Consider the following 24520-nt stretch of genomic DNA (forward strand, 5'->3'; position numbering starts at 1 on the left):
TTTCCTCACGCTAGGAATCCGGCGGGTACGCGGGCGATCCGTGGAACGCGAAGTATTGTCCAGCCCACGCGAGGCCGATGGACGGCGCCTTTCCTGGCCCCGCCCGCGCCGGCCGGACAGGGTCTCGCGCTGAATGGATCGAGCCCCGGCCTACTACCGATCTACCGTTGTTGCTTCCACGAGACTGCCGCCCCAATGCGGCACCCACGCCCGACGAGGAGGTCCAGCCGTGGCTTTTGTCATCGGGGAGCCGTGCATCGACGTGATGGATCGCTCCTGCATGGAGGAGTGCCCGGTCGACTGCATCTACGAGGGCACTCGGATGCTCTACATCCACCCCGTGGAGTGCATCGACTGCGGCGCCTGCGAGGAGGCCTGCCCGGTGGAGGCGATCCTGCCCGATCGGCGCATGCCCGACGCCTGGGCACCTTTTCGGGACGCTGCACGCGAGGTGTTCGACGATCAGGCGCTCGGCGGCGGAGCGTCCGCCGTGGGCACGATCCGTGATCCCGATGTCGTGGTCGCCTGGGTCCGCGACGCCTGATCGGGACCCTCGCCCGAACGGCTCGGGCACCCGTCGACCTGTCGCGTCCCCCGCCAGGTCGATCCGCGACCCACCACCATGCGATCAAAGGAGATCTGATGACCACATCTGACGTATCACCGGCCACCTGCCCGGTGTCGCATCGAGCGGCCTCGTTCAACCCCTTCGCCGACCCGTACCTCTCCGACCCCTACGCGTTCCTCGCCGACGCAAGGGTCGAGGAGCCCGTCTTCTACAGCCCGGAGATCGACTACTACGTCGTCACCAGGTTCGACGACGTCCGCAAGGTCTTCCGCGACTCCCGCACATTCTCCGCCGAGGTCGCCCTCGAGCCGCTGACCCCGCTCTTCCCGTCGTCGATCCAGAAGGTCATCGAGGTCGGCTACGTGCCGGGGCCGGTCCTCGTCAACGAGGACGGCCCGATCCACATGAAGCGCCGGCGGGCCATCGGCGAGAAGTTCGAGACCCAGCGTGTCGAGGCGCTCGAGCCACGCATCCGGGCAATCGTCACCGAGTACCTCGACAAGTTCGTCGGCAGCGGCGCAGCCGATCTGATCGACGACTTCGTCTGGGAGATTCCCGCCCTCGTCATCTTCATGTTCCTGGGCGTTCCGGACGAGGAAGCGCCGCTGGTCAAGAAGTTCGCCGCCCGCCGCACCCTGTTCACATGGGGGCGCCCGACCGAGGACGAGCAGAACGCGCTCGTCGACGAGGTGGGCGTCTACTGGAACTTCTGCAAGGCCCACGTCGCCCGACTGCTGGAGAAGCCCGGCGACGACTTCATGTCGGACGTCATCCGGGTTCACCAGGAGGACCCGGAGCTGATCGACGAGACCTACCTCTACAACACGATGCTCAACTTCCTGTTCGCCGGCCACGAGACCACGACCGGGGCGTCGGGCAACGGCTTCCGTGCGTTGCTGGAGAACCGGGACGCATGGGACCAGCTGTGCGCCGACCCCTCGCTCATCCCCAACGCCGTGGAGGAGCTCCTCCGCTACAGCTCGTCGGTCATCGCGTGGCGCCGGCGCGCCACAGCGGCCACCACGATCGGCGGCGTCGACATCCCCGAGGGCGCAAACGTGCTGCTCGTGACGGGATCGGGCAACCATGACGAGGCGAAGTTCGAGGACGGCGAGAAGCTCGACATCCACCGCGACAACGCCTACCAGCACCTCGCCTTCGGCTTCGGCGCCCACATGTGTCTCGGCGCGCCGCTCGCTCGCCTGGAGATGCGGATCATTCTCGAAGAGCTGACCCGACGCCTGCCGCACATTCGGCTCGTCGAGGGCCAGGAGTTCGCGTACAGCCCAAACACCTCCTTCCGCGGCCCCGCGCACGTACTCGTCGAGTGGGACCCGGACACCAACCCGGTTCCGGCCGACCGTCCCTGAGAGGCGATCTCGTGCACCGTCTGACCGTCTGTTACGGCCGACCCGAGGATCCGGCCGCCTTCGATGCCCACTACCGCGATGTGCACCGACCCATTGCGGAAAGGATCCCTGGCCTGCTGAGTGTGCGGCTGGGTGCCTGCGAGGGCGTCCCGGCCCCTGACGGCACCCCCACGGAAGCGCCCTACTACCTGGTCGCCGAGCTGGAGTTCGCCGACGGGGCCGCCTTGGCGGCGGGGTTGTCGTCTCCGGAGGGTGCCGCAGCCGCGGGCGACCTGGAGAACTTCGCCACCGGCGGAGTCAGTCTGTTCGTGCAGCGCGACGTCGTCTGAGCCCTCGGATCGGCCGTGGCCGTCGATGGCGGGGCTGTGGCAGCCCTGATCCGCAGTCCCGTCATCGAGTTCGGCGGGCCCGTCGTCGAGTTCGTCCGGCCCGGCCCGGCTCAGCGGCCTGGGCCGGACTGTCACCGACCACCTTCACCCGACCTCATGCGATGGAGTCCCGATGACTGCCCCTACCCGAAGCCGGCCGGTCGGCGTGCCGGAGAGCGATTTCGACCCCTACACCGATGAGGCGCTGCTGGACCCGTGGCCGGGCTACCGCCGGTTGCGTGAGGCCGGCCCGACGGTGTGGCTGAGCAAGTACGAGATGTTCGCCATGACTCGCCACTCGTCGGTGCGTCGGGTTCTCGAGGACTGGCAGACGTTCTCCTCCGCGTACGGCGTGATGATGAACGACGAGATGAACAAGGTGTTGCGGGGCAATACGCTTTGCAGCGACGGTGAGCAGCACGATGCCCAGCGCCGCGTGGTGATCCGGCCGCTGCGACCGTTGTCGCTGCGGGCGCTGCACGACCAGATCACTGCCGAGGCTGAGCAGCTCGTCGAGCGGCTCGTGACCAAGGGGAGCTTCGACGCCGCGACCGAGCTGGCCCACCACTTGCCGCTGACGGTGGTCTCGAACCTGATCGGTCTCCCGGAGGAGGGCCGCGAGCAGATGCTGTTGTGGGCGTCGGAGATGTTCAACTGCTTCGGCCCGGCGAACGAGCGGACCGTATCGGCATTCCCGGTGCTACAGCAGATGGTGAGCTACGCCTCGACCCAGGCGGTGCGGGGCAAGCTCAAGCCGGGCAGCTGGGCCGAGGCGATCCACGACGCCGCGGACCGCGGGGAGATCTCTCCCGAGGCCGTGCCCGTCATGATGATCGACTACATGGGCCCGAGCCTCGACACCACGATCTTTGCCATCTCCAGCGCAGTCGAGCTGTTCGCACGGCATCCCGACCAGTGGGACCTGGTGCGGCAGGATCCGTCGCTGGTGGCAGGTGCGGTCGAGGAGGTCATCCGGCTCGAAGCACCGATCCAGGACTTCTCCCGATACGCCGTGTCCGACTACGACCTCGACGGGGTGACCGTGCCCGCGGGCTCGCGCGCGATCGTGTTCTACGGGGCGGCGAACCGTGACGAGCGAGAGTTCCCGGACCCCGACCGCTTCGACGTGCGCCGCAACGCCCGCACCCACATGGGCTTCGGCGCCGGGCCGCACCAGTGTGTCGGGATGACCCTGGCCCGTCTGGAGATCTCCGCACTGCTCATTGCGCTGGCCAAGCAGGTGCGCAGATTCGAGGTCACCTCGTCGCAGCGGGCCCTGCACAACATCCTTCGTGGCTTCACCCGGCTGGAGGTGTCCGTTTCATGAGCGAGACCCTCCCGATGAACTCCGTTCGCAGGGCGGACTGCCCCGAGCAGGATCTCGATCTGGTCGTCGACCATGTCGACACGATCGCCGACGGCGTGGTTGCGGTGACGCTTCGCCGGGCCGACGGAGAGGCATTGCCGTCGTGGTCGCCGGGGGCGCATCTCGACGTCCGTATCGACCCGGATGTTGTGCGGCAGTACTCGCTGTGCGGGGATCCGGACGACCGCGACCGGTGGCGGATCGCCGTGCTCCGCACGGTGGCCGGCCGCGGGGGTTCCGAGCGGGTGCACGCTCTGCGCCCGGGCGATGCGTTGGCGGGGCGAGGTCCTCGCAACCATTTCGAGCTCGAGCCGTCGCCACGGTATCTCTTCATCGCCGGCGGCATCGGCATCACCCCGATCCTCGGCATGATCACCGAGGCCGAACACGCCGGGGCGTGTTGGCACCTGCTGTACGGCGGGCGGACCCGCTCCTCGATGGCGTTTCACGAGGAGCTGTCGCTCGACCATCCCGACCGGGTGACGATCCACCCGGAAGACGAGTCCGGGCTGCTCGATCTTCGGGAGGCCCTCGGCGTGCCGATGCAGGACACGTTGGTCTACTGCTGCGGGCCCGAGCCACTCCTCGCCGCGGTCGAGGCTGCATGCGAGGCCTGGCCGGAGAAGGCCCTGCGGGTCGAGCGGTTCACGGCGAAGGCGACCGATCCCGACGTCCCGGCCGCCGACACCGCGATCGAGGTCGAGTTCCGCGCTTCGGGGGTCACGCTCCAGGTCGCGGCGTGCAGCAGCATTCTGAGTGCAGCCGAGGAGGCCGGCCTGCCGGTCGTCTCCTCCTGCCAGGAGGGGATCTGCGGCACCTGCGAGACCGTGGTGCTGGAAGGCGAGCCCGACCACCGCGACTCGGTGCTGTCCCCCGCCGAACAGGCCTCGGGCGAGGTCATGATGATCTGCTGTTCCCGGGCGAGGTCGGCGAGGCTGGTGCTGAATCTATGAGCACCGCACGCAGCGTCGGCCCCGCCGTGCCGCCCGGCCGCGACATCGGCGCAGGAGCGTTGTTCACCGACGTCGACGACGCGGCCAGGCGCCTTGCCGCGTGCGGATACTTCGCCGATGACGAGACCGCGGTCAGTGCGTTCGTCGCTGCTCGGCTGGGCAAACCGCTGTTGGTCGAGGGTCCGGCCGGCGTCGGCAAGACGGAGCTGGCCAAGGCGCTGGCCCGGGTCGCCGACGCCGAGTTGATCAGGCTGCAGTGCTATGAGGGCATCGACGAGGCCCGCGCTCTCTACGAATGGGACTACAAGAAGCAGCTGCTTCGACTGCAGGTCAACGAGGGAGCCTCGTTCGACGAGCTCGCAGGGGACGTCTTCGGGGAGGAGTACCTCCTCGAGCGGCCCCTGCTGCGCGCGATCCGGGCGAGCACCGCGGTGGTGTTGCTCATCGACGAGGTGGACAAGGCCGATGTCGAGGTGGAGGCTCTGTTGCTGGAAGTGCTGTCCGACTTCCAGGTCAGCATCCCCGAGCTGGGAACCGTGCGGGCGAACGGACGCCCCCTGGTCGTGCTCACCTCCAACGCCACCCGTGAGCTGTCCGAGGCTCTGCGCCGTCGCTGCCTGTTCCTGGAGCTGGACTACCCGGACCCTGCCCGGGAGGAGGCCATCGTCCGCTCCCAGGTGCCGGAGGTCGAGGACGTGCTGTGCGCGCAGGTCGTGCACGCGGTGCGGACCCTGCGCCGGATCGAGCTGCGCAAGGCACCGTCGATCGCGGAGACCATCGACTGGACCCGCACCCTACTGGCCCTCGGGCACAGGACTCTCGATGCGGCGGCGCTGCGTTCCTCATTGGGATCGGTGCTCAAGCACGGCAGCGACCGCGCCCTGGCGTTCACGAATCTGGGTCTGGGTTCGGAGTGAACGGCACGGTGCGCAGGCGACGCCAGAGCTGGAGCGCGTGGGAGCTGGGTGAGCAGACCGACGCGACGAGGACACCCGTCGACGCCATGCTCCGGCTGGTGTCGCGGATGCGTATGGGCGGCGTGCCGGTCTCGTCCGAGGCGGCGGCAGACGCGCTCCGCGCGCTCACAGGCGTCGAGATGCTCGACCGGGAAACCGTACGGTCCATCACCCGGTGTGTCCTGGTGAAGCAGGCAGCACACAAGGTCGTCTTCGCCCGCGCGTTCGACGAGACCTTTCTCCACCCGCGCGCACAGACCCCACACGTCCTGGAACCGGACGGCATCGATCCGCCACCCCGCTCGCCGGACGACCAGGGCGGCAGTGACCGAAACGACGACCGGGACGACGCGGAGGGCCCGTCGGGGACGAACCTCGAGTCGGCGGAGCAGCTCCGGGAGCGACTGAGCCGGGCGCTGGCCGACCGGGACCGGGTGGAGGCCGGGAAGCGCGCCGCGCAGGCTGTCGACCGGTGGGCCGGTCTGGGCTCCGGCCCAGGGACGACCGCCCACCACACGGCCCGGGTCGTGCGCGCCCTCGACCTCGACGACATCCTGCGGCGGCTGTTGGCCGAAGGCCGCGACGAGGAGTCCCCGCTGGTCCGGCGGCTGCGGGCGGCAGCCGCGCGTGAGCAGGTCGACGAGCTTCGTACGTTGCTCACGCAGCTCGTGGCTCGTCGGCTCGATCCCCCACCTGTCGAGGCGACGCCACCGCTGGACGACCGGCTGCTGCTCGACGCGACCGCTGACGAGCTGGCAGAGCTCGGCGCGACGCTGCGTCCGCTCGCCCGGCGAGTTGCCGCCCGGCTGCATCGTGCCCGTCGCCGCAGCAGCGGGAGCCTGGACATGCGCGGCACGATCCGCCGCAGCATGGCTACCGGAGGGGTCCCTGCAGACCCCGTGCTGCATCGGCTCACCCGGCACCGGCCGGAGCTGGTCGTGCTGTGCGACGTCTCCGGCTCGATGGCCGGATACGCCCGGTTCGCGTTGGCCCTGCTCAAGGCGCTGCAGGCCGAGTTCACGCGTACCCGCACCTGGGTGTTCGTCGACGGGATCGTCGAGATCACCGAGATCCTGGACCGGTCGACCGGACTGCTCGACGTCGACAGCCTGCTGCGGCATCGCGGCCTGGTCAGCGGCGACGGGCGCAGCGACTACGCCGCGGCGTTCGACGCGTTCACGCGAACCTGGCGCGGCGCGTCGACCTGTCGCAGCACGGTCCTGGTGATCGGTGACGGCCGCAGCCACGACCGTGCGCCGGCCACCCGTGAGCTCGCCGAGCTCGGGCACCAGGCCCGGCAGGTGTGGTGGCTCAACCCGGAGCCACGCCGGGACTGGGACACCGGTGACTCCAGCATCGGCCTCTACGCGCAGTACTGCACCGGTGTGCACGAGGTGTCGACCCTGCGTCAACTCGAGAACTGCGTCGCCTCGATCGCCGACCGGGCAGAAGTCCCGCGGTGAGCACACCGATAGGTCTGGAAGTCACACTGCGCGCGGGGATGCCCCTGCCGCGCCAGGAACAGCTGTGCCGGCTGGCAGCACGGCTCGGCTACACGGCCGCCTGGCTCACCTGGGACGAACCACCACACCACGGTGCTCTGGAGACGCTCGACGCACTGGTGAGCGCGGCCGGACCGGCCCGTGTCGGCGTGGTGTTCGGGCCGGCGGGGCCGCACCTGTCCTGGCTTGCGCAGTACCGGAACCACCCGTCGCGTTCCCGGGTGCTGATCGAGGTCGACGCCCACGACCTGGCCGGGCCTCTCATCGCCGCGTTGGGCGGGGAGGACGCCGCGGCTCGACGGGTGGTCGTCAGAGGGCACCACCCGCTGCCCGCCACACGGATCGTCCGCAGCCCGGACCGCGACCAGACCGCCGACCGTCTGCGCCGGGCCCGGCAGACCGCTCCGCCGGAACAGGTGCTCTCCGTCGACGTCCCGGTCGTGTTCGGCCGCACCCTGGGCGAGGCGGAGGCCCGCCTGAACCGTGACCCCTGGCTCAGCGCGCAACGCGACCCACGGCGAGCCGGTCTGTTCGGCACCTTCTCCGATGCCCAGAACCACGTGATCGACCTGGTCGCGGCCGGAGCGCGGTCGCTGCGCGCCCTGCTCGCCGACGAGGCCGATGCCTCGGACCTGCTCGCTCAGCTACGGGCCGTCACGGTCGGCCCGGTACTCGTCCCGACCACATCCCGCTGTACACCTGCCGGAGGACATACATGACACAGCCATCAACGTCGGCCGTCCGTGAGTCGGACAGCTATGAGACCCGGTTCGGCTCACTCGCCGCCTACACGAAGGGCCGGCTGGAGCTGATCAACGACGACGCACGGCACTACGCCTTCTCCAACGTGTTCGAGGTCGCCAGCCGCTCCGCGCCGTACGAGAAGGTCGCTGTCGGCCGCAACATGGAGTACGTCCTGGAGGCGGTGCGGGCCGAGGGCGTCAGCAGCTGGCGAACCGCGGCTCACGACGAGTTCGTCCTGGTCATGGACGGGGAGGTCGAGATCCACCTCGTCAAGCTGGACCAGAGCCCGCTGCACCCCGACGCCCACGGCTCCATCGCCCTCGAGGGTGAGCCGCTCGGTCGGCGGATGGGGCGCATCGTCGCTCGCCGCGGCCATCAAGCCCTGCTACCAGCAGGAGCCGCGTATCGGTTCACCGCGCCGACCGCCTCCGTGATGATCCAGCAGACCACTGTGGGACCCGACACCCTCTTCCGCTGGGCGGAGATCGCCCAGGTCTAGCGGGGATCGGCCGATCCCCACCACCTGCCCTTCGAAAGGAGCAGACAGCTCATGACCGCGACCGGAGACAGCCAGCACGTCGCCGCGGAACAGGCCAACGAGTACGGCTACCGGGATTTCGCTCTCGGCGAGTTCAGGTTCCGTCGTGACGAGTACTTCGTCTACATCACGTGGCCCACCGGCAGCCACATCATGAGTGCCGACGCGTTCCTGCGCGCCCTGCAGCGCGACGTCGCGTGGGAGTTCTTCTACGGCACTGTGAACTTCGACGGTGTGTTCGGCACGCTGAACCACTACGGCACAGTCGATGTCTTCGCCGGCCGCTTCAACGACGCGTACCGCAAGGCCGAGCTCGACTACACCGAGAACGTCGAGACACCCGCCGTTCGAGCGACGTTCAGCGAGATGCTCGACGACTGGACCAACTCGACCTTCGACCCTTTCGCCTCGCCGCACGAGACCGGATCGGCGTTCGGGGTGAAGAACGGCGAGAACCGCGCCGCCATCACCCGGCACAGGGTGAGCGCGAAGCGGATGGTTGCCGTCCCCGGTGACGAGGGTCTGCGCTCGGACGACAACGGGCACCCTGTCAACCGGCACTTCGCCGACGTGCCTCAGGACGAGCCGCTGGTGGAGGCGGAACCGGGCTTCGAGTCCGAGGTCGCCGCGTTCAGCCTGTTCGCCTACCTCTCCCGATCCCAGGTGACCTGGAACCCGTCGGTCGTGAGCGTCTGCAAGGACTCGCTCTTCTGCCCGACCACCGAGGAGTACATCCTGCCGATCGTCCACGGCAACGATCGTGTCGAGTGGTTCCTCCAACTCACCGACGAGATCACCTGGGAGGTCGAGGACCGGGAGAGCGGAGGCGTCCGTGCGCGCGTGCTGATGAAGCCCGGCGACGTCTGTGCCATGCCCGCCGACATCCGCCACCAGGGTTACTCGCCGAAACGGTCGATGCTGCTGGTCTGGGAGAACGCCGGCGAGGAGATCCCGGACCTCATCGCCAGCGGCAAGACCCCGACCTACCCGATCGACTTCTGATCCTGGCCGCGGGCCCGCACGAGGCGTGCGGGCCCGTGGCCCCTCGTTCCGGCCAGACCCCCTGAGAGGACCACCGTGCAGACCGGCCTGTTGATCGGCGGAAAGTTCGTCGACGGAGACGCGGGTGCCCGCATCGCCGTGCACGACCCGCACGACGGCTCACTGATCACCGAGGTCGCCGAGGCCCGCGAGGCCGACGTCGATCGCGCTGTCGACGCCGCCACGGCTGCTGCCCCGGACTGGGGCAACACCCCCGCCGCCGAACGCGGCCGAATCCTGTTGCGGCTCGCCGACCTCATCGAACACCATGCCGCGGACCTCGCGTTGCTCGAGACCCGGGACACGGGGCACCCGCTACGCGACACTCGCGGACTCGACGTGCCCCGGACCGCGGCCACGTTCCGCTACTTCGGGGGGATGGCCGACAAGGTCGAGGGCACCGTGATACCCGTCGAACGCGGGTTTCTCAACTACGTCGACCGCCGCCCGCTCGGCGTCGTCGGGCAGATCGTGCCGTGGAACTTCCCGGTGATGTTCACCAGCTGGAAGCTCGGGCCCGCACTCGCAGCGGGCAACACGGTCGTGCTCAAGCCGTCCGAGCTGACTCCGCTGTCCAGCCTCCGCATCGGCGAGCTGCTCGCCGAGGCCGGGCTTCCCGACGGCGTCGTGAACATCGTGCCGGGCTACGGGGCCACTGCCGGCGCGCGCATCGCCGGCCACCCCGGGATCGCCAAGGTCGCGTTCACCGGCTCGACTCCCGTCGGGCGGTCCATCGTCGCGGCCAGTGGCGGCAACCTCAAGCGCGTCCAGCTCGAGCTCGGCGGGAAGGGGGCGAACATCGTGTTCGAGGACGCCGACCTCGCTGCGGCCGTCGCCGGCTCGGCCTTCGCGATCTTCCACAACCAGGGACAGGCCTGCATCGCCGGCAGCAGGCTGATCCTGCACGCCGCCATTGCCGACGAGTTCCTCGAACGGTTCACCGCGCTCGCCCGGTCCATCCGTGTCGGCAACCCCAAGGACCCCGCCACCGAGATGGGGCCGCTGACCAGCCCCGCCCACCGCGACCGGGTCCAGTCCTTCCTGAGGATCGCCGCCGACGAGGGAGGCACGGTCCTCACCGGCGGCACTGCCCCTGCTGACCCGGACCTGGCCGCCGGCTGCTATCTCGACCCCACCGTCATATCCGCCGAACCGGGCCACCGTATCGCCACCGAAGAGGTCTTCGGGCCCGTCGTCGTGGTCCACACCTTCGACGACGAGACGGAAGGACTCCGCATCGCCAACGGCACCGAGTACGGCCTCGGCGCAGGTCTGTGGACGCGCGACCTCTCCCGGGCGCACCGAGTCGCCCGCGACCTCCGAGCAGGCATGGTCTGGGTCAACTCCTACAAACGCGTCAACCCCGGCTCCCCTTTCGGAGGAGTAGCCGGCTCCGGCTACGGACGCGATATGGGCTTCGAAGCCATGCACGGTTACACCGACCCGAAGTCGGTGTGGATCAACGTGGACGCCGACCTGCCCGCATTCTATTCGGGGGGCTGACCGTGCAGGACTTCGTCCACGACGTTCCCGCCGCTCGGGTCGTCTTCGCCCGCGGCGCGCTCGCCCGGGTTCCCGCCGAGGTCGAGCGACTGGCTGCGCAGCGGATAGTGCTGATCGCCGGCGGCTACGAGAAACGCTATGCCGACGACATTGCCGACCGCCTCGGCGCCGCGGTCGTCGAACGGCTCGAACAGGTCGTGATGCACGTTCCCGCCGACGTCGCCACGGAGGCGGCGAGCCGGGCGCGCGCCGCGGACGCCGATCTGCTGCTCAGCGTCGGTGGCGGCTCGGCCACCGGCCTCGCCAAGGCCGTCGCACTCAGGACGGACCTGCCGATCCTGGCCGTCGCCACCACCTACGCGGGCAGCGAGATGACCCCGATCTGGGGCGTGACCGATGGCGCCCGCAAGACCACCGGTCGCGATCGCCGGGTACTGCCCCGCACCGTGATCTACGACCCGGACCTCACCCTCTCCCTGCCGGCGCACCTGTCCGCGGCCAGCGGGATGAACGCCTTGGCCCATCTCGTCGAAGCGCTCTACGCACCGGACGCGTCGCCGATCACCCTCCTCCAGGCCGCGGAAGGCGTCCGCGCCCTCGCCGACGCACTACCTCGTGTCGTCCATGACCCGTCCGACCCGCAAGCGCGTAGCGACGCGCTGTACGGCGCCTGGCTCGCCGGGACCGTCCTCGGTGTCGCCACCATGGGTCTGCACCACAAGATCTGCCACGTCCTGGGCGGGGCGTTCGACCTCCCCCACGCGCCGATGCACTCCGCAGTGCTGTCATCGGTCACGGCCTTCAACCTTGCGGCCGCTCCGGATGCCGCGGACAGGCTCCGCCGTGCGCTCGGAACCACCGATCCGGCCCGCGGGGTCTGGGACCTCGCGCGGCGGATCGGTGCGCCCACCAGCCTGGCCGACGTCGGATTCCGCGTCGAGTTCGTCGACCGCGCAGTGGCAGAGATCGTCAGCGGCCGCCCGATCAATCCGCGTGCGGTCGACGAACCCGCCGTCCGCGGGATTCTCCACCGCGCCCTGGCGGGTGACGCCCCGTCGACCTGAGAGGCAGCGATGGCAGGCCTTCCCGGGCAGACACCGCCGACAGCCACCCACCCGTTCGACTCGGCGAGCCGCTGCCTGGCATCCGAGTTGCGCCACACACTCCCGGTCGTCACAGCACAACCGAACTGAGAGGTTCCCATGTCGCAGAAGGTTCGCGGGGTCGTGGCCCTGGAGAAGGGCAAGCCGGTCTCGGTCGAGACGATCGTCGTTCCGGACCCGGGTCCGGGCGAAGCTGTGGTGGCGGTGCAGGCCTGCGGGGTCTGCCACACCGATCTCCACTACAAGCTCGGCGGGATCAACGACGATTTTCCGTTCCTGCTCGGCCACGAGGCCGCCGGGGTCGTCGAGTCCGTCGGTGACGGGGTCACCGACGTCGCGCCCGGCGACTTCGTGATCCTCAACTGGCGCGCCGTCTGTGGACAGTGCCGCGCCTGCCTGAAGGCGAAGCCCCAATACTGCTTCAACACCCACAACGCCACCCGGAAGATGACTCTCACGTCGGGCAGGGAACTCTCCCCTGCGCTGGGCATCGGCGCGTTCGCGGAGAAGACCCTCGTCGCCACCGGGCAGTGCACCAAGGTCAACCCTGCCGTGAGACCGCAGGTCGCCGGCCTGCTCGGCTGCGGCGTCATGGCCGGCATCGGCGCGGCGATCAACACCGGTGGCATCGGTCGTGGCGACTCCATCGCCGTCATCGGCTGCGGCGGGGTGGGCGACGCGGCCATCGCAGGCGCGACCCTGGCGGGCGCGTCCACGATCATCGCCGTGGACACCGACGACCGGAAGCTGGAGTGGGCGCGCGGGTTCGGCGCCACCCACACCGTCAACGCCCGTTCGCAGGACCCGGTCGAGGCCATCCGGGCCGCGACCGGGGGGTTCGGTGCGGACGTCGTGGTCGACGCGGTCGGCCGGCCCGACACGTACAGGCAGGCCTTCCTCGCTCGCGACCTCGCGGGCACCGTCGTGCTGGTGGGAGTCCCGATGCCGGACGTGATGGCCCCCGAACTGCCGCTGATCGACTACTTCGGCCGCGGCGGGGCACTCAAGTCGTCCTGGTATGGCGACTGCCTGCCCTCGCGGGACTTCCCGATGCTCGTCGACCTGCACCTGCAAGGACGGCTCCCGCTCGACAAGTTCGTGACCGAGGAGATCGGGCTCGACGACATCGAGACCGCGTTCGAGAAGATGCATCACGGCGATGTGCTGCGCTCGGTCCTGGTCCTCTGACGCCGTGTCGATTCCGTCGTCCGTCCGGGGCGTTCTCGTTCGGTGTGACAGAAGCGACCGGCTCAGCCTTGCGTCAGTTCCGGGCGCAGCCAGAGCCAGGTCGCGACGACGCCCATGATCGCCGTTCCTGCCGCAGCGATCCACCACCGCGTCGCGAAAACCACCATGATGATTGCACTGACCGCCATCACACCGCTGGCAAGCCATTTCGCACGGCGACTGACGGTGCCGTGCGCCTGCCAGTCTCGAATTGCGGGTCCGAACCGTCGGTGCGCCAGCAGCCGGCGGTGCAGGCCGTCGGAGCCTCGGGCAGCGGCGTAGGCGGCGAGCAGGATGAACGGCACGGTCGGGAGCAGCGGAACGACAATCCCGACGAGACCGAGAGCGAGAGCAAGGTGCGCCAGAAGCCACCACGCCCATCCGAAACGCCTGGACCGGGACATTCCTGAATTGTATGCCCCCCTTCTCGGCAACAGTTCCGCGGTGACCGGAACCGAATAGGTGGCGACGAGAACTACGTTCACAGGAACCGCTTGAAAACGGTGATCGCCCGCTTCCGTTCACGACGTCCGGTCGAGATGGAGCGCCGTCTCGACACCGTGAGCGCAGCCGCCGGGACGTCGGCGGCCGGCCACTCCGGTCCGGGTCTGCCGACGTTCGCCGAGCGGTCGGCGCCCGGCACGGATGAAGTCGGGCCGCTCCTGGCTGCGCCATGGTCATCGCCTCCTGCCCCGAGCAGCAGGCACCGACGACGTCGACGTCAGGCGCAGCCGAAGAGCCACGTCGCGTCATCCCGGCGGTTTGAGGACCTTCTCGTCGACAGGTACGCCTGTCACGGCGTGGTCCCAACGCTTGAGACATTCCCAGGTGTTGTCACTCGACCGCCACCACTTGCAGCAGATCAGCCCCGCTGCCAGTTCCTCCCCGCCCCGATCGGCGAACCGCTCGACGACCTTCCCGTCCTCGATGCGTGCGATCGCCGTCTGCTTGTCGAAGTCGATCTTCATGATGTCCGTCTCGTGATCGACGCAGGAGACGGCGTACTGCCGCAACTTGTCCGGGAACCTGTCGAAGACCTCAGCCAACGCGGTGAAGAACGCGTCGTCGCTGTCGGGCCCGCACGCGTGTGTCTCAGGCATTTGAACCTCCGTCGCCAACCCGGATGGGGATGGTCCCTACTCAGGATGTCGGAGAGGTGATCGCGTATCAGCCTACTGCCCCGTTGGCCGACGGCACATCGGGTTGCGTTCGGGCACCGGTTCTCCTCGAACAACTCTCCGCGTGGTCCGATGTGGCCTCCCTCCGGTCGAGGGCCTACCCCTTCCGGGGGGGCGCGTCGATGGGCGGACGGGCCTGCGGCCCATGGAGCGCGCAGGCCGACCTCGCCCCGTCGATCGAGGGTCCCGGGCCGGACAACGCCGGTCAATGAGGCCATCGCCCCTAGTTCGGACCTGCGCCGCGGCGTTCGCCCTCCCCTCCGGGAGCGCGAGCCACGCCGCGCGGCACGCCGCTGCAGAAGTCTGGGCGCTGGGCCGCAGCACTGCTGCCGAGGCCCCCGCTCTGTGCTGGTCGACGGCCACGAACGGAGTCGGTGCAGGCGCGGGGGAGCTCGCAGCCCCACGAGGTGGTGAGCCGCCCGGGTCCGCGCCGCCGCCGGGCCGGGTGCGCGACGGCGACGCGGCTCGCTCCGAGGCGGAGCAGACGCTACTTCGCCCCGGCGGCCTTCTCGCCGCGCAGGATCGCGGCTGCGTCGCGGACGGCGTCGACGATGAACTGGTAGCCCGTGCAGCGGCAGATGTTGCCGGAGATGCCCTCGCGGATCTCCTCGTCGCTGGGCTCGGGGTTGTCCGCCAGCAGCTCCTGCACGGTGAGCAGGATCCCCGGTGTGCAGAACCCGCACTGCAGGCCGTGGTGCTTCCAGAAGGCCTCCTGCAGGGGGTGCAGATCGGCTCCGTCCGCCATGCCCTCGACGGTCGTGACGGCGGCGCCCTCGGCCTGGACGGCGAGGGTGCAGCAGGAGCGGGCGGTGCGGCCGTCGAGCAGCACGGTGCACGCCCCGCAGACGCCGTGCTCGCAGCCGAGGTGGACGCCGGTGGCGCCGCAGTCCTTGCGCAGGAAGTCCGCCAGTGTGCGCCGGGGGTCGACGTGCCGGTCGACCTGCTCGCCGTTGACGGTCATCGACACGCTGGCGCCGGTTCGGGTCGGGGTGCTCATGCGGCCGCGTTCCTCTCGGCGTGGGTGAACAGGCGGTTCAGGCATCGCCTGGTGAGGACCTCTGCGAGGTGTCGTCGGTACTCGGCGGGGGCGTGGATGTCCTCCGCCGGGTCGGTGGCCTCGGCGACGGCGGCTGCGGCCGCGGCGACCACGTCCGGGGTGGGTGACCGGCCGACGAGGAGCCGCTCGGCGGCCTCCGCACGGAGGGGTGTGCTCGCGGCGCCGGCCACCCCGATGCGCATGTCCTCGATCTCCCCGGTCGCGCCGAGCCGGGCGGTTCCGAAGACCGCGACCAGCGCGAAGTCCCCGTGGCGGCGGGCGAACTCCTCCACGGCGACGACGGATCCCGCGGGCTGTCGGGGGATCCGGATCGCGGTGAGGATCTCGTCCGCGTCCAGGGCGCTGAGCAGGAAGCCCTGGAAGAAGTCCGCCGCGGGGATGGTGCGGCGGCCCGCCGGCCCGGTGGCGACGATCTCCGCGTCGAGGGCACGGAGCACGGAGGGGGCCTCGGCCGCCGGGTCGGCGTGGGCGACGCTGCCGCCGAGGGTGCCGCGGTTGCGGATCGTCACGTGTCCGACGTGGCGCAGCGCGGCCGGCAGGAGCGGGAGGGCCCCGGCCACGATCGGAGAGGTCTCGACGACGCGACTGCGTGTCATGGCGCCGATCTCCACGTGGCTGCCGTCGTCGCGGATGTAGTCGAGGTCGCGGAGTCCGCCCAGGTCGACCAGCGTGGCCGGTTGGGCGAGCCGCATGGCGAGCAGCGGCACGAGGCTCTGTCCGCCTGCGAGGATCTTCGCGTCACCGTCTCCGGCCACGAGGGACTCGATCGCGTGGTCCAGGCTGGAGGCGCGGACGTGGTCGAGGGGTGCGGGCTTCATGACTGCTCCTCGGACGTCGCGGCCGTGAGGGCGGCCAGCAACCGCGGCGGGGTGACCGGCAGCCTGGTCAGGCGCAGGTCGAGCTCGGGGACGGCGTTCTCGATCGCGGCGGTGATCGCCGAGGCCGCGCCGATGGTCCCGGCCTCCCCCATTCCCTTGAAACCGCCGGGGATGTGGTCGGCGGTCGTGCTCATGTGCAGGGTCTCGAAGGTCGGGACCTCGCTGGCCGTCGGGATCAGGTAGTCCATGAACGTCGTGGTCAGCGGCTGACCGTCGGGGCTGTAGACGATCTCCTCGTACAGTGCGCCACCGATTCCCTGCGTCGCACCGCCGTGGAGCTGCCCGTCGACGATCATGGGGTTGATGACGGTGCCGCAGTCGTGCACCAGGAGGTAGTCCAGCAGGTCCACACGGCCGGTCTCGCGGTCCACCTCGGCGAGGACCGCTGTCGTGCCGTAGGAGAAGGCGACGTTGTCGGGGTCGAGGACGTCACGTTCCTCCAGCGTCGGGTCCTCCCCGTCGGGGAGTTTGCCGTCGAGCCTGCGGTAGGCGGCGTCCCCGATCTCGCGCATCGTCACCGACGGTCCGCCGGGGGCGCCCTTGACGGCGACCACGCCGTCGGTGATCTCGAGGTCGTCCGGGGAGGCTTCGAGCATGTGGGCGGCGATGCGCAGAACCTTGTCCCGCAGCCGGTCGGCGGCTCGGAGCAACGCTCCCCCGCCGAGCGCGGCGCCCCGGCTGGCGCCGGTGCCGTAGCCGGTGAACGGGTTGGTCTCGGTGTCGCCGTGCAGCACCTTCACGGTGTCGAGGGGGACGCCGAGGGTGTGCGCCGCGACCTGCGCGAGCGCGGTCTCGATGCCCTGGCCCATCGCCGAGAGCCCGGTCCGGACGGTGACGCCCCCGGCGGAGTCGATCCGCACGACCTCCTCGTCGAAGGAGGAGTGCTGGAGCCCGGCCTGGTTCATGATCTTGCTGGGTCCCAGGGCGCTGATCTCGATGTGGAACGAGTATCCGATGCCCAGGGAGCGGCCCTCGGCGGCGGCGGCGGCCCGGCGCCCGGCCCAGCCGCGTTCGGCGACGGCCTTCTCGGCCATGTCGAGGCACTCGGCGTAGTTGCCGCTGTCGTAGTAGAAGACCTGGCTCGGGTACGGGAACTTGTCCGGCGCGATGAGGTTGCGGCGGCGGACCTCGTTGGCGGGCATGCCGAGCTCGCGGGCGAGGCTCTCGATGATGCGCTCGTGGGCGAAGTTCGCCTTCGGCTGGCCCCAGCCGCGGTAGGACCCGTAGGGGGAGCGGTTGGTGACGACGCCGACGACGGTGGCCTCGACGTTCGGGATGTCGTAGGGGCCCGCCATCACGGCCATCGACAGCCAGCAGGGGCCGATGCCGACGGTGGCGAGCTGGCCGCCGAGCACGGCCCAGACCGTTCCGCGCATGCCGATGATCGTTCCGTCGGACTTCGCCGCGACCGATACCTCGATGCGCTGTTCCCGGGAGTGGGCGTTGGCGACGAAGCTCTCCAGCCGGTCCTCGATGATCTTGACGGGGCGGCCCGTGCGCTTGGACAGGAGCGCGGCCACGACCTCCTCGCCGTAGAAGTCGAACTTGTTGCCGAACCCGCCGCCGACGTGCGGCGTCCGCACCCGGATGTGGTCGACGGGCAGTCCCAGCACCTCGCCGAGGAGGTCCCGGGTCAGGTTCGGGGACTGCGTGGACATCCAGGCGTCGAGCTGGTCGGTAAACGGGTCCCAGGACATGACGGCACCGCGGGTCTCCAGCGGGGTGCCCATCTGCCTGCCGTAGGTCAGCGTCTCCGTGACCACGACGTCGGCCTCCGCGAACGCCGCGGCGGCGTCTCCCTTGGGGATGGTCTGGCGACAGCTGATGTTGTCCGGCCAGTCCTCGTGGAGCAGTGGGGCGCCCTCGGCGAGAGCGTCGTCGAGGCTCACCACCGGTTCCAGTACCTCGTACTCCACCTCGATGAGCCCGAGGGCGTCCTCGGCCACGTAGCGGTCCACCGCGGCCACGGCCGCCACCGCCTGCCCCACGTAGCGGACCTTGTCGACGGCCAGTGCGTACTGGTCGGTCATCCGCTGGTCGGGGATCATCCGCCACACGACGGGCTGCGGGGTGGCGCAGGCCTCCCGGACCTCCTGGCCGGTGATCACGGCGAACACGCCCGGCAGCTCGAGCGCCGCACCGACGTCGATGCTGCGGATCCGGGCGTGCGGATGCGGGCTGCGCAGGACCGCCGCTTCCAGCAGGCCCGGCAGTACCACGTCGTCGACGAACTGGGCCCGGCCGGTGAGCAGGCGGGGGTCCTCCTTGCGGCGCACCCGAGAGCCGATCAGTCCGGGAGGTGCCTGTTGCTGAGTCACGATCCGCCCTTCAGCAGTGGTGGTGGGACGACCCGGCGACGGCGAGTGCACATCCGTGGGACCAGGACGGCCAGGTCTTCCGATGCGAGTCAGCGTCGAGGCTGATCACCGCGGTGTCCATTGACGGATCGCCCGAAGCTGCGGGCCCGAGTTCGTCACACCGTCAATTGCCCGCCACCGCGGCGACGCGGAGACTCGGCGGCGACCGACGGTGCGCCGTCATCGTTCCGACCGTCGACCGCGACGCGCCGCCCACGAGCGGCCCGTCGCTTCTGGAGGACCTCCATGAGTGTGACTGCCCCAGTCGGCGTCTTCGTCGCCACGTCGACCCCGCCGGAACGCATTCCGGCCCTCGCCGCCGCCGCCGAGAGCCTCGGCTACGGCGAGGTGTGGATGGCAGAGGACTACTTCTGTTACGGCGGCTTCACCGGCGCCGGCCTGGCTCTCGGCGCGACGGAGCGGGTCAAGGTCGGGCTCGGCATCGTCGCTTCCGTGGCCCGCCACCCCGCCGTGACGGCCATGGAGATCGCCACGCTGGCGCGGGCCCACCCGGGCCGTTTCCTGCCCGGGATCGGGCACGGCGTCCCGTTCTGGACCGACCAGATGGGGATCACCGCGAAGTCCCCGCTGTCGGCACTGACGGAGTGCGTCGAGGGGGTCCGCGCGCTGCTCGCCGGGGAGACGGTCGACCGGCAGGGCAAGCAGTTCACCTTCAACGCGGTGGCGCCGACCCATCCGGTCGAGGGCCGGGTCCCGATCCTGACCGGCGTACTCGGCCCCAAGTCGTTGCGGCTGTCCGGGAAGATCGCCGACGGCACGGTCATGAGCGTGCTGGCGGGGACGACGTACCTCGAGAACGCCCTCGGTCACATCGGGGAGGGCATGGCCGAGTCGGGGCGTACCGACCACCTCGTGCCGACCTTCGCGCTGTTCAGCATCGCGAAGGACGGGAAGCAGGCCCGTGAGGCCGTCCGTCCCGCGCTGGCCACCTATATCGCCGCCGTCGGCCCGCACAATCCCCTGACCGGCGCATTCGGCTACAACGACCAGGTTGCGCAGCTGCTCCAGGACCCCGACACGCTCGCGAAGAACCTCCCGGACGAGTGGATCGACACCCTCGCGGTCGCGGGCGACCCCGACGAGGTCGCCGCCCGCATCGCGGCACTGCGCGCGGCGGGTGCCACCAGTGTCGTGCTGTCACCCGTCAACGCCGACACCGCACTCGACGAGCTCGAGCTCGCGGCGTCGACCGTCCTTCCTCAGCTCGGCTGAGGACGCCGATGGACCTCCGCTTCGGTTACAAGGCCTCCGCCGAGCAGTTCGGCCCTCGCGACCTCGTCGAGTACGCGGTGCGGGCCGAGCAGGTCGGGCTCGACAGCGTCTGGGTCTCCGACCACTTCCTTCCGTGGCGGCACAAGGGCGGGCACGCCCCGTCGGCGCTGACCTGGATGGCCGCGGTCGGCGAACGGACCCACCGGGTGCTGATCGGCACGTCGGTCACCACCCCGACGTTCCGCTACAACCCCGCCGTCATGGCGCAGACGTTCGCCACCATGGCGCTGCTCTACGACGACCGCGTCGTCATGGGCGTCGGGACCGGCGAGGCGCTCAACGAGATCGCCGTGTCCGGCCGCGAATGGCCGGAGTTCAAGGAGCGCTTCGCCCGGCTGCGTGAGTCCGTCCGGCTCATGCGCCTGCTCTGGACCGAGGAGGCGGTGGACTTCGAGGGCGAGTACTACCAGCTGGTCAACGCCTCGATCTACGACCGCCCGGAGAAGCCGGTCCCGGTGTACGTCGCGGCCGGGGGGCCCATGGTGGCCCGCTGGGCCGGGCGCCAGGGCGAGGGCATGATCTGCACATCGGGCAAGGGCATGGACCTCTACACCGACACGCTGATGCCCGCCGTCACCGAGGGCGCCGAGAAGGGTTCCCGCGACCCGGCATCGATCGACCGCATGATCGAGATCAAGCTGTCCTACGACCGTGACCCCGACGTCGCCCTCGAGAACACCCGGTTCTGGGCCCCGCTGTCCCTGAGCGCCGAGCAGAAGCACACCGTCGACTCGGCCGTCGAGATGGAACGCCTCGCCGACGAGCTGCCGATCGAGCAGATCGCCCGGCGCTGGATCGTCGCCTCCGACCCGGACGAGGCGGTGGCCCGGATCCAGCCCTATCTCGACGCCGGCCTCGACCACCTGGTGTTCCACGGCCCGGGCCACGACCAGCACCGCTTCATCGACCAGCTCGCCACCGATGTCCTACCCCGGCTCCGCACCCTCGCGGCGCAGCGCCGACCGGCCCCAACAGAGGAGACGACATGACCGACAACGTCAACAACCCGGACGACATCAAGGAGATCCTGGCGGTCCACCACTCCTGGCTGGAGTCGAACAACGACCTCGTCGAGGCGAAGATGTACCCGAACTTCGCCAACCCGGGGTACCTGCAGTTCAACCTCAACGGCCACCAGTACGACAGCGTCGATGAGAAGGTGAGGCTCTGGGAGGGACTGCACCAGATCGGCTTCAACCTGTCCGATATGAAGATCGTCGAGGAGCCGAAGGTCCACGCCGAGGGGAACCTCGCCTATCTGACCACGTACTGGAGCGCCCAGGTCTCCGGGGACAAGGGCACCGGCGTCCTCGAGCCCGACCCCGAGCCGTTGGTGTTCCGCGTGACCGAGGTCTACCGGCGCGACGACGGGAAGGGCAACCCGGTCTGGAAGATCTGGCACTTCCACGCCTCGCCGATCGCCTCGCCCGACGCCCCCCGGTTCCCGCAGGACACCTGAGCCGCCGCACGACCACCCCCAGCACCACGCAGTCGGGAGAACAGCGCGATGCCGCACGCCGAACGCCACACGACACCGGGAAAGGCCGGTGAGCTGTCCTATCTGGCCTGGCCGGGTGACCCGGGTGCCACTCCGATCCTGTACCTGCACCCGGTGAACACCGCCGCGGCCGTGTGGTCGGCGGTCGCAGGTGAGCTCGGCGACGCGCGGGCGGCGATCGCGGTCGACTACCGGGCCCACGGGTACTCGGCGCCGGGCGGCCCTTACCTCCCGGCCGACTACGCCTCCGACGCGCTCGCCGTGCTGGACGCCGTCGGCCTGGAGCGGGCCCACGTCGTGTGCGGCTCCATCGGGGGCGCCGTGGCGACCGAGCTCGCGCTGGCGGCCCCCGGCCGGGTCGCCTCCGTCGCCGCGTTCGGGGCCACCCTGCGCGTGGGCTGGGACGAGGCGACCATCGACGACACCGAGCGTGACCTGCGCGCGCTCGGTGTCAGGGAGTGGTTCCGCCGGCACGGGGCCGGCATCCTCGGCCCGGCCTCGCGGCCCGGGGCCGCCGCCGAGCTCGTGGAGCTGGCCGCCGGCGGTCCGGACGGCGACCGGCCCCTCGACACCGTCGTCGAGGTCCTGCGCACGACCTTCGTCGTGGCCGACTCCCGCCCCGCCGGGGCGGCCCTCGCCGCCCGCGCCGAGCGTGTGCCGGCGCGGGTGTTCGTCGGCACCCACGACCCGACCTGCCCCGAGGCGATGGCCCACGAGCTCGCCGCCGCGTTCGGCGGTGACGTCCGCACGATGACCGGCATCGGCCACCTGCCGATGCTGGAGGACCCGGCGGGCACTGCGGCGGGGATCCGGGACTTCCACGATCGCCTCACCGGGGACGGGTCATGACCTACTCGATCGTCGCCCGCGACGAGGCCACCGGCCACCTCGGCGTGGCCTGCGAGTCGCACTTCTTCGCTCCCGGAGCCGGGGTCACCTGGGCCGAGCCGGGCGTCGGCGCCATCGCCACCCAGGCGTTCATCGACGGTCGGTACGGCGGGACGGGCATGGCGCTGCTCGCCGACGGCGCGACCGCCTCGGACGTACTCGACCGTCTGCGCGCGGACGACCCCCATCCGGAGGTCCGGCAGGTCGGGCTGGTCGGCGCCGTGGGTGACGCGGCGGCCTGGACCGGCGGCGCGTGCATCGCCGCCGCCGGGAGCCTCGTCGACGGGCCCGTGGCGGTCCAGGGCAACATGCTCGCGCACGACGGTGTCCTCACCGAGATGCTCGCGGCTTACCACCGCAGCTCCGGCGACCTCGCCGAACGCCTGATGAGTGCCATGGAGGCGGCCGAGGCCGCGGGTGGGGACATCCGCGGGAGCCAGGGCGCGGCAATGATCGTCGTCGGCGGGGAACGCACGTCCGAGCCCTGGAACCACAGGCCGGTCGACCTGCGGGTGGAGGACCATCCGGACCCGATCTCCGAGCTGCGGCGTCTCCTGCGCTACCGGCGCGCGTTCGACGCGGTCTCCGGCACCATGTTCGCCCCGGGCCTGATGATCGGGCCCTACGGCGAGCCCCGCGCCGGCGACCGGGACCGGGCCCTGGCCGGACTCGCCGACGCCGCGCGCGTCATGGTCGGCAACCCCGAAGCCGAGTTCTGGCGTGCTGTCCTGCTCGCCCGGTCCGGGGATCTCGACGCCGCTCGCGACCAGCTCGCCGGGCCGCTGTCGGCGAACCCCCGGCTGGGCGAGTTCCTCGGCCGGCTGGCCGACGCCGGGTTCCTCGACCACTCCCAGGTGGAGAAGCTGCGATGACGCCCGCACCCCTCGTCCGGACGATCCGGGCGGCCGTCGACGTCGACGCGGTCGTCTCGCTCACCCGCGACCTCGTCCGCATCCGGTCGGAGAACCCTCCCGGCGGCGAGTCCGAGGTCGTCGCCCACCTGCGCGGTGTGTTCGACGACATGGGGCTGGCCGGCCGGATCGTCGAGCCACGGCCGGGTCGCCAGAGCCTGCTGGTCGCCACCGGGGACGGTGCCCGCAGCGGGAAACCGGTCCTGCTGGTCAACGGGCACGTCGACACGGTTCCGGTGCGGCCCCACGCGTGGCGCCACGACCCCTTCGGCGGAGAGGTGCACGACGGGCGGCTCTACGGCCGCGGGTCCGCCGACATGAAGGGAGGTGTGGCCGCCGCCGTCACCGCGCTGCAGGTCTGCCGCAGCATCGGGCTCGACCTGCCCTGCGAGGTCGCCTTCCATCTCGTCGCCGACGAGGAGCTCGGCGGCGAGCTGGGCACCGCGGAGCTGCTGCGCGCGGGGCTGATCCGGGCCGACGCCTGCCTCGATCCCGAGCCCACCGGCCTGGCACTGTGCCTGGCCGAGCGCGGGCTCATGTTCGCCCGCGTCACCACCCGGGGTGTCCCCGCTCACGGGAGCGAGCCCTCCAAGGGGCGCAGCGCCATCATCAGCGCCGCCGCAATCGCACAGGTCCTGCACGACAACGAGTTCCCCCAGACCCCGCACCCACTGCTGGGGACCACGACCTGCAACGTCGGGGTCATCCGCGGCGGCAGCGGACCCAACGTCGTTCCGGAGGAGTGCGAGCTGCAGATCGACCGACGGGTGCTGCCCGGCGACACCGAGCAGAGCGTCGTACGGGGCATCATCGACCGGATCGCGTCGCTCGGGCTGTCCCCCGGCACGGACTACGACCTCGCCGTCGACACCTTCTGCGAGCCGTCGGAGATCGACGCCGGACACCCGTTCGTCGCCGCCGTCGGCGCCTCCTACGAGGCGATGACGGGCCGCAGGCCCGGTGTCACCGGCCTGCCCTTCACCACCGACGCCCGCTTCATGCGCAACCAGCTCGGCATCCCGGCGGTGGTGTTCGGTCCCGGCGAGCTCGGGGTGGCCCACACCGTCGACGAGTACGTCGACGTGGACTCCCTCGTCACCGCGGTGGCGGTCTACGCTCACATCTTCGCGAGCTTCACGGGGACGCAACGTCTGCGGGACGGTCGGGAAGGTTCTTCCCTCGACACCGGGGTCGGAGGGGCGCCCAGTATGACTTGAGCGC

At 70.4% G+C, this 24520-nt stretch carries 24 protein-coding genes; 19 read left to right on the forward strand and 5 right to left on the reverse strand.

Annotation, left to right across the window (positions count from 1 at the left end; genetic code table 11):
* The first annotated feature begins 229 nt into the window (after positions 1-229).
* The 13 genes from fdxA (at position 230) to AB7F12_RS17915 (ending at position 13200) form a co-directional block, all read left to right on the forward strand.
* A complete protein-coding gene (fdxA, locus tag AB7F12_RS17855) occupies positions 230-544 on the forward strand; it encodes a ferredoxin (protein WP_428501922.1) in 315 nt (104 codons plus the stop codon).
* A 98-nt stretch (positions 545-642) separates the two neighbouring features.
* Positions 643-1938 carry a cytochrome P450 gene (locus AB7F12_RS17860; RefSeq protein WP_428501921.1) on the forward strand — a complete coding sequence of 432 codons (1296 nt, stop codon included), beginning with the start codon at positions 643-645 and terminating at the stop codon, positions 1936-1938.
* 11 nt (positions 1939-1949) lie between these two features.
* On the forward strand, positions 1950-2267 hold the full coding sequence (locus AB7F12_RS17865; RefSeq protein WP_428517960.1) for an EthD family reductase: 318 nt from the start codon (positions 1950-1952) through the stop codon (positions 2265-2267).
* 172 nt (positions 2268-2439) lie between these two features.
* Positions 2440-3633 carry a cytochrome P450 gene (locus AB7F12_RS17870; RefSeq protein ID WP_428517049.1) on the forward strand — a complete coding sequence of 398 codons (1194 nt, stop codon included), beginning with the start codon at positions 2440-2442 and terminating at the stop codon, positions 3631-3633.
* Entirely contained in the window at positions 3630-4625 is a 996-nt protein-coding gene (locus tag AB7F12_RS17875) for a PDR/VanB family oxidoreductase (protein ID WP_428502698.1), read from the forward strand. Before AB7F12_RS17870 ends, AB7F12_RS17875 begins: the two co-directional genes overlap by 4 nt.
* A 44-nt stretch (positions 4626-4669) precedes the next feature.
* Positions 4670-5542, forward strand: coding sequence for an AAA family ATPase (locus AB7F12_RS17880; RefSeq protein ID WP_428502700.1), 873 nt, complete (start codon positions 4670-4672; stop codon positions 5540-5542).
* The gene (locus tag AB7F12_RS17885) at positions 5539-7044 is read left to right on the forward strand and encodes a VWA domain-containing protein (protein WP_428517962.1); all 1506 of its coding nucleotides are present in this window, start codon (positions 5539-5541) and stop codon (positions 7042-7044) included. The genes AB7F12_RS17880 and AB7F12_RS17885 overlap by 4 nt, the downstream gene beginning before the upstream one ends.
* Complete coding sequence (locus AB7F12_RS17890; RefSeq protein WP_428502696.1) at positions 7041-7802, forward strand: hypothetical protein; 762 nt, start codon at positions 7041-7043, stop codon at positions 7800-7802. Before AB7F12_RS17885 ends, AB7F12_RS17890 begins: the two co-directional genes overlap by 4 nt.
* Positions 7799-8326, forward strand: a complete 528-nt coding sequence (locus AB7F12_RS17895) for a hypothetical protein (protein WP_428517047.1) — start codon at positions 7799-7801, stop codon at positions 8324-8326. Before AB7F12_RS17890 ends, AB7F12_RS17895 begins: the two co-directional genes overlap by 4 nt.
* A 51-nt stretch (positions 8327-8377) precedes the next feature.
* The gene (locus AB7F12_RS17900) at positions 8378-9367 is read left to right on the forward strand and encodes a hypothetical protein (RefSeq protein ID WP_428497535.1); all 990 of its coding nucleotides are present in this window, start codon (positions 8378-8380) and stop codon (positions 9365-9367) included.
* 75 nt (positions 9368-9442) lie between these two features.
* A complete protein-coding gene (locus AB7F12_RS17905; RefSeq protein ID WP_428497534.1) occupies positions 9443-10909 on the forward strand; it encodes an aldehyde dehydrogenase family protein in 1467 nt (488 codons plus the stop codon).
* 2 nt (positions 10910-10911) lie between these two features.
* Positions 10912-11973, forward strand: a complete 1062-nt coding sequence (locus tag AB7F12_RS17910; protein ID WP_428497533.1) for a maleylacetate reductase — start codon at positions 10912-10914, stop codon at positions 11971-11973.
* A gap of 138 nt (positions 11974-12111) precedes the next feature.
* Positions 12112-13200, forward strand: a complete 1089-nt coding sequence (locus AB7F12_RS17915) for an S-(hydroxymethyl)mycothiol dehydrogenase (RefSeq protein WP_428497532.1) — start codon at positions 12112-12114, stop codon at positions 13198-13200.
* A gap of 62 nt (positions 13201-13262) precedes the next feature.
* Here AB7F12_RS17915 and AB7F12_RS17920 read toward each other — a convergent pair whose 3' ends face one another.
* The 5 genes from AB7F12_RS17920 to AB7F12_RS17940 all read right to left on the reverse strand — a co-directional run bounded on the left by AB7F12_RS17920 (position 13263) and on the right by AB7F12_RS17940 (position 18670).
* On the reverse strand, positions 13263-13643 hold the full coding sequence (locus tag AB7F12_RS17920) for a YbaN family protein (protein WP_428497531.1): 381 nt from the start codon (positions 13641-13643) through the stop codon (positions 13263-13265).
* A 345-nt stretch (positions 13644-13988) separates the two neighbouring features.
* The gene (locus AB7F12_RS17925) at positions 13989-14339 is read right to left on the reverse strand and encodes a hypothetical protein (RefSeq protein ID WP_428497530.1); all 351 of its coding nucleotides are present in this window, start codon (positions 14337-14339) and stop codon (positions 13989-13991) included.
* A 565-nt stretch (positions 14340-14904) separates the two neighbouring features.
* Positions 14905-15414, reverse strand: a complete 510-nt coding sequence (locus AB7F12_RS17930; RefSeq protein ID WP_428497529.1) for a (2Fe-2S)-binding protein — start codon at positions 15412-15414, stop codon at positions 14905-14907.
* Positions 15411-16292, reverse strand: coding sequence for an FAD binding domain-containing protein (locus AB7F12_RS17935; protein ID WP_428497528.1), 882 nt, complete (start codon positions 16290-16292; stop codon positions 15411-15413). The genes AB7F12_RS17930 and AB7F12_RS17935 overlap by 4 nt, the downstream gene beginning before the upstream one ends.
* Complete coding sequence (locus AB7F12_RS17940) at positions 16289-18670, reverse strand: xanthine dehydrogenase family protein molybdopterin-binding subunit (protein WP_428497527.1); 2382 nt, start codon at positions 18668-18670, stop codon at positions 16289-16291. The genes AB7F12_RS17935 and AB7F12_RS17940 overlap by 4 nt, the downstream gene beginning before the upstream one ends.
* 291 nt (positions 18671-18961) lie before the next feature.
* Between AB7F12_RS17940 and AB7F12_RS17945 the strand changes: the two genes are divergently transcribed.
* From AB7F12_RS17945 to AB7F12_RS17970, 6 genes are read left to right on the forward strand one after another with little or no spacing between them, the layout of a single operon-like run.
* Positions 18962-19942 carry an LLM class flavin-dependent oxidoreductase gene (locus tag AB7F12_RS17945; protein WP_428497526.1) on the forward strand — a complete coding sequence of 327 codons (981 nt, stop codon included), beginning with the start codon at positions 18962-18964 and terminating at the stop codon, positions 19940-19942.
* Positions 19943-19950: 8 nt separating this feature from the next.
* Positions 19951-20991, forward strand: a complete 1041-nt coding sequence (gene fgd / locus AB7F12_RS17950) for a glucose-6-phosphate dehydrogenase (coenzyme-F420) (RefSeq protein ID WP_428497525.1) — start codon at positions 19951-19953, stop codon at positions 20989-20991.
* Positions 20988-21461: a YybH family protein gene (locus AB7F12_RS17955; RefSeq protein ID WP_428497524.1), complete on the forward strand. Its 474-nt coding sequence runs from the start codon at positions 20988-20990 to the stop codon at positions 21459-21461. The genes fgd and AB7F12_RS17955 overlap by 4 nt, the downstream gene beginning before the upstream one ends.
* 48 nt (positions 21462-21509) lie before the next feature.
* Positions 21510-22349 (forward strand): alpha/beta fold hydrolase, encoded by an 840-nt coding sequence (locus AB7F12_RS17960; RefSeq protein ID WP_428497523.1) that lies wholly within the window; start codon positions 21510-21512, stop codon positions 22347-22349.
* Positions 22346-23260 (forward strand): DUF1028 domain-containing protein, encoded by a 915-nt coding sequence (locus AB7F12_RS17965; RefSeq protein WP_428497522.1) that lies wholly within the window; start codon positions 22346-22348, stop codon positions 23258-23260. Before AB7F12_RS17960 ends, AB7F12_RS17965 begins: the two co-directional genes overlap by 4 nt.
* Positions 23257-24516: a M20 family metallopeptidase gene (locus tag AB7F12_RS17970; RefSeq protein ID WP_428497521.1), complete on the forward strand. Its 1260-nt coding sequence runs from the start codon at positions 23257-23259 to the stop codon at positions 24514-24516. The genes AB7F12_RS17965 and AB7F12_RS17970 overlap by 4 nt, the downstream gene beginning before the upstream one ends.
* Positions 24517-24520: the final 4 nt, after the last annotated feature.

Origin of the sequence: Pseudonocardia sp. (genome assembly GCF_050250275.1) — a bacterium.
Taxonomy (GTDB): domain Bacteria; phylum Actinomycetota; class Actinomycetes; order Mycobacteriales; family Pseudonocardiaceae; genus Pseudonocardia.

Excerpts from the sequence above, each read along its gene's own strand:
- AB7F12_RS17860 (WP_428501921.1), top strand. The coding sequence starts at position 643 with ATGACCACATCTGACGTATCACCGGCCACCTGCCCGGTGTCGCATCGA.
- AB7F12_RS17870 (WP_428517049.1), top strand. The coding sequence starts at position 2,440 with ATGACTGCCCCTACCCGAAGCCGGCCGGTCGGCGTGCCGGAGAGCGAT.
- AB7F12_RS17875 (WP_428502698.1), top strand. The coding sequence starts at position 3,630 with ATGAGCGAGACCCTCCCGATGAACTCCGTTCGCAGGGCGGACTGCCCC.
- AB7F12_RS17895 (WP_428517047.1), top strand. The coding sequence starts at position 7,799 with ATGACACAGCCATCAACGTCGGCCGTCCGTGAGTCGGACAGCTATGAG.
- AB7F12_RS17900 (WP_428497535.1), top strand. The coding sequence starts at position 8,378 with ATGACCGCGACCGGAGACAGCCAGCACGTCGCCGCGGAACAGGCCAAC.
- AB7F12_RS17915 (WP_428497532.1), top strand. The coding sequence starts at position 12,112 with ATGTCGCAGAAGGTTCGCGGGGTCGTGGCCCTGGAGAAGGGCAAGCCG.
- AB7F12_RS17920 (WP_428497531.1), bottom strand. The coding sequence starts at position 13,643 with ATGTCCCGGTCCAGGCGTTTCGGATGGGCGTGGTGGCTTCTGGCGCAC.
- AB7F12_RS17925 (WP_428497530.1), bottom strand. The coding sequence starts at position 14,339 with ATGCCTGAGACACACGCGTGCGGGCCCGACAGCGACGACGCGTTCTTC.
- AB7F12_RS17930 (WP_428497529.1), bottom strand. The coding sequence starts at position 15,414 with ATGAGCACCCCGACCCGAACCGGCGCCAGCGTGTCGATGACCGTCAAC.
- AB7F12_RS17935 (WP_428497528.1), bottom strand. The coding sequence starts at position 16,292 with ATGAAGCCCGCACCCCTCGACCACGTCCGCGCCTCCAGCCTGGACCAC.
- fgd (WP_428497525.1), top strand. The coding sequence starts at position 19,951 with ATGGACCTCCGCTTCGGTTACAAGGCCTCCGCCGAGCAGTTCGGCCCT.
- AB7F12_RS17955 (WP_428497524.1), top strand. The coding sequence starts at position 20,988 with ATGACCGACAACGTCAACAACCCGGACGACATCAAGGAGATCCTGGCG.
- AB7F12_RS17960 (WP_428497523.1), top strand. The coding sequence starts at position 21,510 with ATGCCGCACGCCGAACGCCACACGACACCGGGAAAGGCCGGTGAGCTG.
- AB7F12_RS17965 (WP_428497522.1), top strand. The coding sequence starts at position 22,346 with ATGACCTACTCGATCGTCGCCCGCGACGAGGCCACCGGCCACCTCGGC.
- AB7F12_RS17970 (WP_428497521.1), top strand. The coding sequence starts at position 23,257 with ATGACGCCCGCACCCCTCGTCCGGACGATCCGGGCGGCCGTCGACGTC.